The sequence below is a fragment of the Chryseobacterium sp. FH2 genome (assembly GCF_001045455.1).
Taxonomy (GTDB): Bacteria; Bacteroidota; Bacteroidia; order Flavobacteriales; family Weeksellaceae; genus Chryseobacterium.
The window spans coordinates 45899-58900 of sequence record NZ_LFNE01000005.1; the positions used below are offsets into that span (position 1 = coordinate 45899).

Genomic DNA, 13002 nt, shown 5'->3' on the forward strand with positions numbered 1-13002 from the left:
AGAGAAATCAGTTTATTCTTTTTGTCCTACTATCTGTAAAATAAGCTCTATACAATTAACAATGCCTGCTCTATCTAACAGTTTGATAATATATTACCTGAGAGAGAAAGCTTTCGTTTTTTTGTGGCTGTACCTGTAGCAAAATTTCTTTTCTGAGCTTTTCATCATGTTTTTCTTCAGCATATTTTAAAAGCTCTTTTTTATTAAAATAAAATTCTCTTTTGTGATAATCTAAGTCAAAATCTTTTCGCTGCATATTGTAATATGTAATCATTCCACCCCAATTGACATAACTGATAACCAAAATGGTGGCATAAAAATACCAAGTCATTGTATTGAACAAAAAAGCGTTCTTTTTTTGCTTTTGAATCTTAATCAGCGTAAGAATTAAACCAATTAATGATAGTATAAGGAAGGCGTAAACTCCTAATCTTTTATAAGTGATTCCGTAATTGATGATGTATTCTGTATTTTTTACCATTGCCGAAAAAACCAGGATTACATTCAGGAAAATCCAGGTTTTAGCTAAAATTTTCATTAAACCGGCTTTCGGATCAAAATTGAAACTTGATTTAAAATAAAACATAATCACCAAAATCGCCATAATTATGGAACCAATTACCGCTCCTACTCTTTCGTGTGTTTCTTCAGACAATTGATTGGGTGTTTTTACCACTTCATAAAACTGTTCATAATTAAAAGTGACAATGAAAAATATCAATAAAATATTTAAGGCAAAAAAAGAAATTACACCGCTCATTCTTTCGGAATTTAAATCCAGAAATGAATAGGTAGGCTTTTGAATTCTATCTTTATCCTGAAAATGATTATCCAACATATAATTTTGCTTATAAATATATTTTTCAACGACATAATTCCAATAATTAAAAGCAATAAAAAAACCTATCGCCGAAATACATAACAATTGCCAAACATTAATATCAAGCTCATAATTGTTGAAAAGATTCGCAAAATGGTCACTCCCTGCCGAATAAATTCCAAAGAAAATACTTACAAGCGCTAATGGAATTAATATAAAAGCCAGGGTTTTCTGCCAGACCCCGGATATGTTTCTTTTTGGTAACCAATCATCAAAGCTGAAAAACCGGCATACAAAAGTAAAACAGTTCGTCACAAAAACCGGGATGATTAAAAGTGTTTTCGCTTTTCTGTTTTTAGATTTAAAAGATAACAACATTAATGAGCTTATTTCGGCCAAAAACGATGGAAAATCGCCGTACCAGGCAAATGCAAAACTTGAAAGAATACTTGTAATAAAGAGTACTAAGAAAGTTCTGTCCCTGTTTTTTCCGGAAGTTTTGTAAAGAGTAAGAGCTGCATAAATTACACCTAAAATCCCGAGATTTAACCCCATATTTTCACCATAAAACAATATGATAAACAGGGCTGTTGTAAGAAATATATAATGATATGTTTTCATAATAAAAAGATGTTGAATGTTAGTATAAAACAGGAGTTTGCTTTTGTTCAAAAAAATTTTTCACCTGTTCAAAGTTTTGCCAAAGCAATTCTTCAAAGTCCAAATGATGAAAAACTCTCATATTTTGTCCTTTTCTATAGGCTTTGATATACATTTTAGTATATTCAGGAAGAATAACTGCTCCTAAAATGATAGCTGCCAAAAGATGGGCATTAAGTTTTCCGTTTCCTAGAAGTAAAAACTGCATGGCAATTTCATCCTCAAAATTGGTTCCGCAGCCTGTTATCAGATGATGCACATCATGATTTTCCATTTTCGGAATCATTGTAAAGCCGTGTTTCTTATAGAACTCACCAAGCTTTCTTCCCAGAGAATCTTTGCGGAATTCCAGCAGCTGCTTTTCATTGAACTGCCATTGCCTTTTTTTCTTTTTGAAATATTTTCTGTATAATTTCTGGGTTTTATTGTATACAAAGACTAAGAACTGAACGCGCATTTTTTTCATAGTTTATTATTTAATCAGTTAAAATTTTACCAGATTCATCCCTATCATAGCATATAGAATTGCCACAGGAATGTTGATGAGAATTATTTTGATGGCCTTAAGACAGATATCCGGTTTATTTTTTTCAATGGTTCCATAAATTACCAGAATCAATATTGCCGCTAAGTTTGTGACGGTACCAAAAACAAGTAACAAGTACCCATATATCGCAAAGTCAATATGCTTTGTCAAAATGTATCCGAAAAGACAAATATTTCCGAATAAAAAAGAAACCCGGAAAAATAACTTCCCAATGTTTAAAATAGTTTTGTCGCTCATCATTTATTTTTCAGCCTGAGTTAGAGTAAAAACAGTAATTTCCGGACGAACCATAAACCGAACCTGAAAAGAATGTCCCAAAGCACGGTTGATGTAGAGCATTCTTCCGTCCTTCAAATCAATTTCACCGGAAACATATTTTTTATTTTTCACGGGAAGAACCGGAGTTACAATACCCGGAATTCTACACTGTCCCCCATGAGTATGCCCGCTGAGAACCCAGCCTTGGTAGCCATTCCAAATATCACGATCACAAGCATCCGGGTTATGGCAAAGAACAATATTGGCTTTTGATGAGTCATAATCTTTCATTACAAGCATCGGGTCGAAATTCGGCGACCATAAATCTTCAAATCCTATAAAATTCAAGCCATTATTTTCCTGTTGAGCATTGTTCAACATTGTAATTCCAAAACTCTCCAGCATGTTGCAGATATTTTCAGAAGATTTTATATTTTCCCATTTTGCTCCATAATCATGATTTCCTAAAACCCCGAAAGTTGCTAAACTTCCGTGAACAGCATTTTCCATTACTTTTTTTAAATTCAAATTATCCTGAACACTTCCGTGATTAACAAAATCTCCTGTATAAACCACAAAATCAGGATTGAATTTTTTAGCTTTTTGAAATGATTTAATTAAAAACCTCCAGTCAAAACGATCACCAACATGTAAGTCTGAGATCTGCATTAAAATTTTCCCTTCCAGTTCTTCCGGTAAATTTTTAACAGGAAGCTTCCTTTCAACAAACTCTAGCCAGAAAGGTTCTACCTGCCATGAATATAATGCAGGGAAAGCCCCGATAACCGAAAGCTGAAAAAGTCGTTTTAAAAATAATTTTCTATTCATTTATATTTACTTATAACAAAGAACTTTGAATTACAAAGTATATATTAAAAAAAATTTAAGCTCTATTTTCCTAATAATTTTTCGAGTGCATTTAAATGTTCCGTAAATGCCGATCTTCCACTTTGAGTAACCCTGTATGAAGTTCTTGGTTTTTTACCTACAAACTCTTTCTTCACTTCGATGTAGCCTGCTTTCTCCAGAGCATTGCTATGACTCGCCAAATTACCGTCTGTTATTTCTAATAAGTTCTTCATTTCCGAGAAATCAACCCAGTCGTTGACCATAAGAACGGACATGATACCCAATCTTACACGGCTTTCGAATTCTTTATTGAGTTGATTTATTTTTATCATAATGATGTAGATAGGCTTTGGATTCCAGGTATGAATCACCGGAAGCCCGCAAATTTAAGTTTTATTTATATTTTTTGTGCATTATCAAGCCGTAAACAATATGTAAAATACCAAAACCAATGGCCCAGAAAACCAGTCCCCACCCTAAAAAGAATAAAGAAATCAATCCTAAAACGATTTGGCAATAGCCTAAATATTTTACGTCTGTTAAAGTGTATCTTTCTGCATTGACCAAAGCTATTCCGTAAAAAATCAATGTTGCCGGGGCAATCCAGGCATACAGATGGTGATAAAGAAGGGCTAAACAAAAGATTCCGCCAGTTACCAAAGGAACGGCGAAAGTAATTAAAAGACGTTTTGTGGTTGCATCCCAGATTTTCAAACCTTTCTTCTTGCTTTTTTTAGCCGTAAAAATATATCCGCTAAAAATGGCAGCAAATAAAATCACAATTCCCGTCAAAACCAATTGTTTCACTAAATCAGGATTGTAAATATTTCTGTCCCCGTTAAAATAACTGACTTTCGCACTCTCTAAAACAACATAAACATATCCTGCTCCTATGAGCGCAGCCAAGCCAGCAAAAACTCCGGACAATCCGCTCAAAGAAATAAATCTGGAAGAACGCTCCATCATGGAACGTATATGTAATAAGTCTTCGTGATAGTTTTTCGAATCCATAAAAAGAACTTTGAAATACAAAGTTATAATTTATTTTTAATCAGCAAAATATTTTCTTGAAAAATATTTTGCTGATTCATAAAAAGCCGTCGGAATTTCCAACGGCTTTTTATCTTTTTATTTAAAAGTCAAAACTATTTGGTCCTTAATCTTTCTTTAATAGATTCGATATTTTTTTTTGCAGAGTCTTCCAAAATCAAACTTGCACTCATGTGGATTCTTGCAGGCATCAATTCATTGAAATGATCTGTTCCTTCCCATGAAACTTTCTTAATCAAAGCTAAAGCATCACTGCTTCTGGAAGCTAAAGTCTGAAGAAATTTCTCCAATTTTGTATCCATTTCTTCAATATTTTCTGAAACCGAATGATATACATTATGCTCTTCTGCCCATTCTGCAGATCTGAAATCTGCATCAATTGCCATTGCAGAAAATTGAGACTTCCCAATTTTTCTTTCAACATAAGGCCCGATGACGAATGGCCCTATTCCTAAATTGATTTCTGTAAGTGCCAATGCTGAATCTTTAGTTGCAAAACAGTAATCTGCTCCACAGGCAATTCCTACCCCGCCACCGGTTGTTTTTCCCTGAACTCTTACAACAACGATTTTTCCGCAATTTCTCATCGCGTTCAAAACCTTTGCAAAACCACCAAAAAATTTTGTAGATGCCTCTAATTCTTCGATTGCTAAAAGCTCATCAAAACTTGCTCCTGCACAGAAAGCTTTTTCCCCGTCACTTTTTACTAAGATAGCTTTTACCTCATCTTTTGAGCCCTCATCAAGAATTGTCTGAGCCAATTTTTCAAGAATTGCACCCGGCAAGGAGTTACTTTTTGGTGTTCCGAAAGTGATTTCGGCGATATTGTTTTTTAGTTCTGAAACTACGAATTCGTTCATTTTTAGTTTAATTGGATTGATACAAAAATACGAAATACACTGCTTTCCAGGAAAATAAAACACCATAAATTAACCAATAAATCCAGGCATTACGTAGAAATACGGATCACTCAATTTGGTGTTTTCTACTCTAGTCTTCCTTTTTTATATGCCGTTACTTTGGATTATCATTTTAAAGAAATAATTACAACCTAAACGGCGTAATCCGAAAAGCCATAAAAGAGTAGGAATTAAAAACTGAAAAAAAATAATCATGGACGAATACATTGGAATTGTAAAATTATTTGCAGGAAACTTCGCACCAAGAGGCTGGATGATGTGTAACGGGGCGCTATTAAACATCAATACCAATACAGCTTTGTTTTCAATCCTGGGAACAACGTATGGTGGCGACGGAATAAGAACATTTGCTTTACCTAACCTGACCGGTCGTATGGCCTTAGGTGCAGGAAACGCAGGTGCTGACAAGTCATACCCACTGGGTATTGTTGCCGGAAATGATCAAACAACAATTTTACAGCAGAATCTGCCCAGCATCGGAAGCGGATTCCAATTTAAAGTTGCTAATAAGAATGCCAATTCTTCAACACCTACAGGAACATCAGTCATCGCTATCACAGGAACACAGGTCGGAAGAGACTTCAATGCCGTACCCAGCTATGTGAGTGATACCAACCCTGATACTACCATCAATGGGCAGTCTATTTCATTCGTAGGGCAGAATATACCTGTTAATAACATGCCTCCTTATTTAGGATTAAACTATATAATCTGCGTAGAAGGAATCTATCCTCCAAGAGATTAAAAAATACAAACCAATTTTAAAAATTAAAAATCATGAAAAGATCTGTCTTTTTTACGATTTGCAGTCTACTCATCTCCGTATTTTCATTTGGGCAGACCAGTACTGAAACATTCGAAACCGAATCACATAATAGCACGAGCTTTACCGACAACGGCGTGATCTTCAATATAATTTCGCATGTTGGCACATTTGACATCCAGGCAAACTATCCCGGAACAGGATGGAATGGAACCAGTAATGACAACAGATACATTGATAATTCTAATGATGCAGCTTCACCACCCTCATTTAGTATTAAAACTACTTCAAATTTGTTTAAAGTAAACAGATTCTGGATGTATCTTTCTGCTCTCAATCTGGATCTAACGGTATCCGGAACTCTTACAATAACAGGAAAATTAAACGGAGTAACTAAATTTACCCAAACGAAAACCACTGGATTTAACACATCAATTGCGACTGCAAACGGGTATACGTTGATAGATTTAAGTAATCTTAACGGGCAGAATTATACTAATATTATCATTGATGAACTTCAGCTTACTTTGGGAGGGCAATTTAGATATGCCGGTTTCGACGCTTTCACTTGGGTAAAAGACAGCAATATAGTTTTAGCCACCAACGAAATAAAAGTTGTAAAAAAAGAATTCAGTATCTATCCTAACCCTACAAGTGGCCCCCTGACTGTTAAAACAGGTCAAAATAGTAAAGCTGAAATTTACAATATGGAAGGTAAATTAATAAAAAGTGTTGAGGTAAAAAAAGGAGAAAATACTATAAATATTTCTGATGTTCCTGATGGTACTTATATATTCAAAACACCTTCTGAATCATCGAAAATTATTAAGAAGTAGATTATAAAGTTTTAGAATCAAATCATCAAATATTAAAAAACTAAAACCATGAAAACTTTTTATACTCCAAAAAATTGGATGAGCTATATCGAAAATGGTAAAATGCTTACCGAATTGACGATACCAGGAACTCACGACAGCGGAACGTATCCTTCCAATTATGCTCCGGCCAAATGTCAGACGATGAACTTTACAGATCAGCTCAATTCCGGAATACGTTTTTTAGATATCCGTTTAAAGCGCGGATATGATGCAGACAAAGACCATGTATTATGGGTTTATCACGGTATCGCTGATATGGATATCAGTTTTAATGGTAAAGTTTTAGGAGATTGCTTTCAATTTCTTAGAGATAATAGCTCTGAAACGATTATCATGTCTATTAAAAACGAATCCAGTCCGAGTAAAGATGGCGACAAAGAAAAGTTTTATGATGATTTAAAAATTGCAATGGGCCAATTTCCAAATCTGTTTTATACCGAAGACAAAATCCCTTCACTGAAAGACATCAGAGGCAAAATTGTTTTAGTAAGAAGATTCGGATTGGGAAAAAGAGCTCCGATTGGGTTAAACCTTTATGACAACTGGCCTGATGATTCGGCCAATTATTTGAGTAATAACGGAATCACGTATTACGTACAGGACGTTTATTACAATTGGTCTTCCGGAAGTGATAAAGCTAATAAGTTTAATACTTACGTTAAAAATGCTCTGATAACAGCAGAAAATGGAGAAAGAAGTATGCTTTGTTTCAATTTTACAAGTGCAACAGGCGTTACAGGTGGGGTTTTACCTTTTGCTTCCACTCCCAGGGATTTGGCAGAAGCGGTAAACCCTCTATTCCTACAGTATATGAAAAGTAATAATAAAGGAAGATACGGCATCATTCCTATGGATTTTCCGGAATTTCCTTCCAATAAAGACTTGATAATGGATTTGATTGCAAGTAATCAATTCATTGCAGCTTCTTCAGTTGTTTAAACTTAAAAGTTACGATGATTCTAATTGCATAAATGATAAAAATCTCTTGAATATTTTCAAGAGATTTTATTTTTTCAGAGTCAAAATATACTTATCAATATACAATTGTTTTTCTTTCGATTTATACTGTTGAATATATCTTGGATGTTCCAAAACTGTCATTTTATCAAAAAGTTCAGCCTCTTTATTTAATTTTGAAATAAATTCCGCATTTCTCTTTCCGAGAATAAACACTTCTGAAGTATCAAGATGTAGGCTGATATGTTTCTTTAAAGAATCAATCATAAAATCTTTGACATCATTAAAGAGCTCTTTGTCGTCATAATAATTTGCGTTCAGCCAACCATTTTTAGATTTTCTGACGATAGCCAAAGGAAAAGGCGAATTAATATAAACATCTTTGTAAAACTCATCAGCCCCACCGTATTCAGCAATCATATCGTATATAAAAACTGAAGATATTTCATGAGTGTAAGCTGATGCCATTTTAATCCCGCAAACACTCTCCAGTCGTTTGGTATCGGTAAAAGGAACTCCTGTGACTCCTGCTCCATGACGACTCGGATTGATTCCGATAATGAATTTTCTTTTGTTTGAATCATTATAATATTTCCGGTAAAATTTCTGCATAACCTCTATTGTTTCAGGATTTTCCAGATAAGGATTCAATACCTGAAAATTTTCAGGTAATTTTCCGGGATAATGTAAGTTTTTATTAAACTCAACTACTTCATCTGCAAATGTTTTATTTTCCATAATTTAATCCTAATCAAATTCTTTTCAATTGAAGCAGCCAATTCACTATTCGGGAAATTTTTAATATAATCTATTGCCGAACAACTATTTTCCCTTCAAAAACCTGTAAAGTAAAAGCCTTTTAAAATTGTAACTCCATATTTACTAAATTAAAAAAAGGAGCCAATAAAAGCTCCCTCAAATATCTTTATTTATTTTGAATTAAATCATCAGTCCAAACTGCTCAAAATGGTGTGTAAAATGTTTTTTATGCATCAGTTCCCACATTTCTTTGTTTAATTTTCCGAAAACAAAATTCATGTGTTCGGCCTGTGGATTTTCTTTATAATAAATTATAAATCTCTTTAAATTATCCAAGAAAGACTGTTTGGCGGTTTCAAGATTTTTATGTTTTAATTCCAATAACTTTTCGTCATCAGCCAAGAATGGCGCGGGAAAATCTTTCGGCATCTTTCTGTGATTATAAAGAGAGTCCTGCCATTTTTCCAACTGTTCCTCAGGAGTGAAACATTTTTCAGCTTCCGGTTCGCCCAAACTTACTAAAACCCCATGCTCCAAATGCTCAATCATTTGTTGAGGAGACATTTTACCCCAATTTGGTGGTGTTGTTTCAGTTAAGCCGTTCAATACTTTTTGAATATTTTTTAAGTTTAGATCAATAAAAGGAGATTGTTTTGCAACTAATGTCAAAATTGTCGCTACACAAACAACTTCATCCCTTTGATTTACAACTTCAACCAACCATTTTACAACTCCGGAAGGTATATTTCTTCCTTTTACCCCTCTGTTGATTTTTTCTTTTGCCGTTAAATAAACCGTAATTGTATCTCCCGCATAAACAGGTTTGAAGAATGAGCAGTTCTCAAGACCATAATTTGCAATAACAGGTCCTTTTTTACCTGAAACGAACAGTCCGGCTGCCGCGGAAAGAATGAAATATCCGTGAGCAACTGTTTTATCGAAGATTGTTCCTGTCAAGCTCGTTGCATCTGTATGTGCATAAAAATGATCCCATGAAACATTGGAGAAATTCACGATATCTGCATCAGTAACCGTTCTTCCTGCTGTTTCCAAAGAATCTCCAACTTCAACTTCTTCAAAATATTTCTGGAAAGGATGCTTATCGGAGAATTTTTTTTCTGCTCCCTGCTGATACATCCTTGTAATCGCCGTCAAAGTATCAGGAGAACCCTGGATTGCCGTTTTTTGAAGGAAGAAATGAAGACCGCTCAAACCGCCCATTTCCTCACCACCACCCGCTCTGCCCGGACCTCCGTGCATCAACGTCGGCAGCGGCGAACCGTGACCTGTACTTTCTTTAGCATTATCTCTGTTTAGCACGAAAATTCTACCGTGTTGAGAAGCCATTTTCCATGAAGTCTCTGCTACGAAATTGTCATCATGAGAAATGATAGAACCTACCAAACTTCCCTTTCCTCTTTTCGCCAATGCTGCCGCTTCTTCTGCATCTTTGTAGGGCATCAATGTAGAAACCGGACCGAAAGCTTCGACATCATGAGAGATATTTTTCTCAAAAGGTCTGTCATTTAAGAACAATTTAGGACTCATAAATGCTCCATTTTCGTAGTTTGCATCTACCAATTCGTGTTGTCCGTCGTAAACCAATTCTGTTTCAGCTTTTAATAAATTGATTTTTCTTAAAACCTCATCGTATTGCTGTTTTCCAACTAAAGAACCCATTCTTGTTTCCCGACTCAGCGGATTTCCTATTTTTGTCTGGTCTAACGCTTTAGACAAAGCATTCTGAACATCCCCAATCAAATTTTCAGGCACGATGATCCTTCTGATAGCCGTACATTTCTGTCCGGCTTTCGTTGTCATTTCGTTCCTAACTTCTTTGATGAATAAATCAAATTCCGGTGTTCCCGGTTTGGCATCCAGACCAAGAATTGAGCAGTTCAAAGAATCTGCTTCCATGTTGAAACGAACCGCATTTCCCGCAATTGATGGTAAAGATTTTAATTTCCTGCCTGTCGTTGCTGAACCTGTAAACAAAACAGAATCCCCATCCTGAACATAATCCAGAATATTTCCCGGTTCACCGCAAACTAGCTGAACAGCACCTTCCGGAAGAATTCCACTTTCAATCATATCCTGGAAAACCGCATTCGTTAAATAAGATCCAAACGGAGACGGCTTTATAATGGAAGGAACACCCGCCAATAAAGATGTTGATAACTTTTCCAACATCCCCCAAACCGGAAAATTATAGGCATTGATTTGTACGGAAACCCCTTCACTCGGCGTCAAAATATGAGTTGCCAGGAAAGTTCCGTTTGCAGAAATTTTCTGAGTATCACCATCCACCCAAAACGGAGTATTCGGAAGCATTCTTTTTGCCAATCCAGAATAGGTAAAGAATGTACCAAAACCGCCCTCAATATCTACCCAGGAATCAATATGAGTTGCCCCTGTTTTATAAGATAATTCGTAATATTTTTTCTTTCTTTCTAAAAGATAAAGCGCTACTTTTTTCAACATTTCCCCACGATCATAAAAAGTCATTGAAGAAAGATTTTTGTAACCTACTGTTCTTCCGTAGTCAAGAGCCTGCTCAAAATTCAGTCCTTCTGTATCAGAAACAGCGACCTGCTCTCCTGTCACGGCATTATACAAAGGAATACCGTTTCCGTTTCCTTCTACCCATTCGCCGTGGATATAGTTTTTTAACTTTTCCATATAGTTTTTACTTAATATTTTATTTTTTGCCCATTGAAAAGCTCCTGCAAATTTTCTAAGTTCTGTATACTTTTAATTTCCATAAAATGAACAATTTATTTCGCAGATTTTCTAATTACATAATACATTAAAAACAAAACCATTGCACCATCCAGAACCAAAACAATATCCACAATAGCATTATAAAGGTGTTGTTTTGCTTCAAGCCTTGCCAATTTATCCTGTCTTGCAAATCCTAACAGATAATTAACTTCCAATAACTCAACATAGAAAAAAAATCCCAAAACATTGATTTTAAAATATAAAACCAATACTACAAACCAATATTTTTTGAAATTTTCTATCATTATTTTGACTCCTGATATGGAAACAATTTCAACAAACCTTCATATAAGCTTCTATGAAGAATCGTTGCGTGATTATCTGTTTCCATCATTTTATATTCTACTGTCCAATTTTTCTTGTTTGAATTTTTAAGGATATCATATAAAGATTCTGTATCTTTTACCATTACAGGGTGTTCCCCTTTTCCCACAGAAACATAAATAAACTTCTTTGTATCACGAGTTTTAGATAGTAATTGATTCGCCTGTTTCAAAAGACTTTCATCATCCCACCACAGACTCGGGCTGATGATAAAATAATTGTTGAACATTTCAGGTTTTTTCAAAAGAATTTCCGTTGCCAGAAGCCCTCCAAGAGATTGGCCAAACAAATACTTATCTGTTGTTTTAAACTGACTCTCAACAAAAGGCTTTAATTCTTTCTCAAGAAAACCGATAAACTTATCAGAATGCCCAGTTGTAGGATAATCTCTTTGTAAATCTTCTAAATCTGTATGAAACGTAAAATCTCTTTTTCTGTCAATATTCGCAATTCCTACCACAATAGTTTCCGGCATGGAATACATTAAATTAAAAAACTGCACTAATCCTGAAACATGAATAAAATCTTCATTCATACTACCATCCAAAAGATAAATAATGGGATAAGATTTTGTTTTGTTAAAATTTTGCGGAAGATAGATATTTAATGTCCTTTCTTCATTTAAAATTTTCGAATATATGGTTCTGACTTCTCCGATCGATAATGGTTTCACATTTCCATTTTGAGCCGGGACCATAAACTGAAACGCAAATAAAATACCGCAGAAAATGAAGATTTTTTTAATCATATTAGCTTTTTGTGAGGCAGAATTATTTCACATCATCCCAAATACTATAATCAACGGTTTTTGTAGGTGTTTGCTGAATGTATTCTGTAAACGGTTCGCAAGGTAAAATAGCATCCTTTCCTTCTCTTGCTAACTCCTGATACAATTTCGTCCCTTCCGTTTTCCATTTAATCATTTCATCAGAAACATCACGAATGATTCTTGCAGGACTTCCAACGATTAATTTTCTTGGTTCACATCTGAAATTCGCAGGAACAAAAGCCAGAGCACCGATAATACATTCATCACCGATAACTGCTTTGTCCATCACCACAGAATTCATTCCGACCAGACAGTTCTTCCCGATATGCCCGGAATGAATGATTGCGCCGTGACCAATATGTGCGGATTCTTCCAAAATGGTTTCGATACCCGGAAAAACATGAAGTGTACAGTTTTCCTGAACATTCGCACCGTCTTTAATAATAATTTTACCCCAGTCGCCACGAATAACCGCATTCGGACCTATATAAACTTCTTCTCCGATTTCTACATTTCCGATAATCACCGCTTGCGGATGGACGTAAGCGGAAGGCTTTATGATGGGGCGAATACCATGATATGAGTAAATATTCATAATTTTTTATTAAAAATTAATGTACCAATATATCAGTCTAACAGTTTATCAATGAGATTCTTCACTACATTT

Annotated in this window: 15 protein-coding genes; 3 read left to right on the forward strand and 12 right to left on the reverse strand. The window is 35.0% G+C overall.

Annotation, left to right across the window (positions count from 1 at the left end; genetic code table 11):
• Nucleotides 1-70: 70 nt before the first annotated feature.
• The 7 genes from ACM39_RS09215 to ACM39_RS09245 all read right to left on the reverse strand — a co-directional run bounded on the left by ACM39_RS09215 (nucleotide 71) and on the right by ACM39_RS09245 (nucleotide 5044).
• Nucleotides 71-1441 carry a DUF4153 domain-containing protein gene (locus ACM39_RS09215; protein WP_048510761.1) on the reverse strand — a complete coding sequence of 457 codons (1371 nt, stop codon included), beginning with the start codon at nucleotides 1439-1441 and terminating at the stop codon, nucleotides 71-73.
• A 19-nt stretch (nucleotides 1442-1460) separates the two neighbouring features.
• Nucleotides 1461-1946, reverse strand: a complete 486-nt coding sequence (locus ACM39_RS09220; RefSeq protein ID WP_048510762.1) for a Coq4 family protein — start codon at nucleotides 1944-1946, stop codon at nucleotides 1461-1463.
• An 18-nt stretch (nucleotides 1947-1964) separates the two neighbouring features.
• Nucleotides 1965-2264: a hypothetical protein gene (locus ACM39_RS09225; protein WP_048510993.1), complete on the reverse strand. Its 300-nt coding sequence runs from the start codon at nucleotides 2262-2264 to the stop codon at nucleotides 1965-1967.
• Between the two features lie 3 nt (nucleotides 2265-2267).
• The gene (locus ACM39_RS09230) at nucleotides 2268-3113 is read right to left on the reverse strand and encodes a metallophosphoesterase (protein WP_048510763.1); all 846 of its coding nucleotides are present in this window, start codon (nucleotides 3111-3113) and stop codon (nucleotides 2268-2270) included.
• Nucleotides 3114-3175: 62 nt separating this feature from the next.
• The gene (locus ACM39_RS09235; protein ID WP_048510994.1) at nucleotides 3176-3466 is read right to left on the reverse strand and encodes a winged helix-turn-helix domain-containing protein; all 291 of its coding nucleotides are present in this window, start codon (nucleotides 3464-3466) and stop codon (nucleotides 3176-3178) included.
• 61 nt (nucleotides 3467-3527) lie between these two features.
• A complete protein-coding gene (locus tag ACM39_RS09240; protein WP_048510764.1) occupies nucleotides 3528-4145 on the reverse strand; it encodes a hypothetical protein in 618 nt (205 codons plus the stop codon).
• Nucleotides 4146-4279: 134 nt separating this feature from the next.
• On the reverse strand, nucleotides 4280-5044 hold the full coding sequence (locus ACM39_RS09245; protein WP_048510765.1) for an enoyl-CoA hydratase/isomerase family protein: 765 nt from the start codon (nucleotides 5042-5044) through the stop codon (nucleotides 4280-4282).
• Between the two features lie 253 nt (nucleotides 5045-5297).
• On the opposite strand from ACM39_RS09245, the gene ACM39_RS09250 reads away from it, so the two are divergent.
• The 3 genes from ACM39_RS09250 to ACM39_RS09260 are packed head-to-tail and all read left to right on the forward strand — an operon-like array spanning nucleotide 5298 to nucleotide 7684.
• Nucleotides 5298-5849: a phage tail protein gene (locus tag ACM39_RS09250; RefSeq protein ID WP_048510766.1), complete on the forward strand. Its 552-nt coding sequence runs from the start codon at nucleotides 5298-5300 to the stop codon at nucleotides 5847-5849.
• Nucleotides 5850-5881: 32 nt separating this feature from the next.
• Nucleotides 5882-6703: a T9SS type A sorting domain-containing protein gene (locus ACM39_RS09255; protein ID WP_048510767.1), complete on the forward strand. Its 822-nt coding sequence runs from the start codon at nucleotides 5882-5884 to the stop codon at nucleotides 6701-6703.
• 48 nt (nucleotides 6704-6751) lie between these two features.
• Complete coding sequence (locus ACM39_RS09260; protein ID WP_048510768.1) at nucleotides 6752-7684, forward strand: phosphatidylinositol-specific phospholipase C; 933 nt, start codon at nucleotides 6752-6754, stop codon at nucleotides 7682-7684.
• A 66-nt stretch (nucleotides 7685-7750) separates the two neighbouring features.
• Here the strand turns inward: ACM39_RS09260 and ACM39_RS09265 are convergent, their stop codons facing one another.
• From ACM39_RS09265 to ACM39_RS09285, 5 genes are all read right to left on the reverse strand, one after another.
• Nucleotides 7751-8440, reverse strand: a complete 690-nt coding sequence (locus ACM39_RS09265) for an SMUG2 DNA glycosylase family protein (protein ID WP_048510769.1) — start codon at nucleotides 8438-8440, stop codon at nucleotides 7751-7753.
• Nucleotides 8441-8641: 201 nt separating this feature from the next.
• Complete coding sequence (paaZ, locus tag ACM39_RS09270; protein WP_048510770.1) at nucleotides 8642-11140, reverse strand: phenylacetic acid degradation bifunctional protein PaaZ; 2499 nt, start codon at nucleotides 11138-11140, stop codon at nucleotides 8642-8644.
• A gap of 95 nt (nucleotides 11141-11235) precedes the next feature.
• The gene (locus ACM39_RS09275; protein WP_048510771.1) at nucleotides 11236-11487 is read right to left on the reverse strand and encodes a hypothetical protein; all 252 of its coding nucleotides are present in this window, start codon (nucleotides 11485-11487) and stop codon (nucleotides 11236-11238) included.
• Entirely contained in the window at nucleotides 11487-12314 is an 828-nt protein-coding gene (locus ACM39_RS09280; protein WP_053073315.1) for an alpha/beta hydrolase, read from the reverse strand. Before ACM39_RS09280 ends, ACM39_RS09275 begins: the two co-directional genes overlap by 1 nt.
• A gap of 22 nt (nucleotides 12315-12336) precedes the next feature.
• Nucleotides 12337-12930, reverse strand: a complete 594-nt coding sequence (locus ACM39_RS09285; protein WP_048510772.1) for a transferase hexapeptide repeat family protein — start codon at nucleotides 12928-12930, stop codon at nucleotides 12337-12339.
• Nucleotides 12931-13002 lie beyond the last annotated feature (72 nt).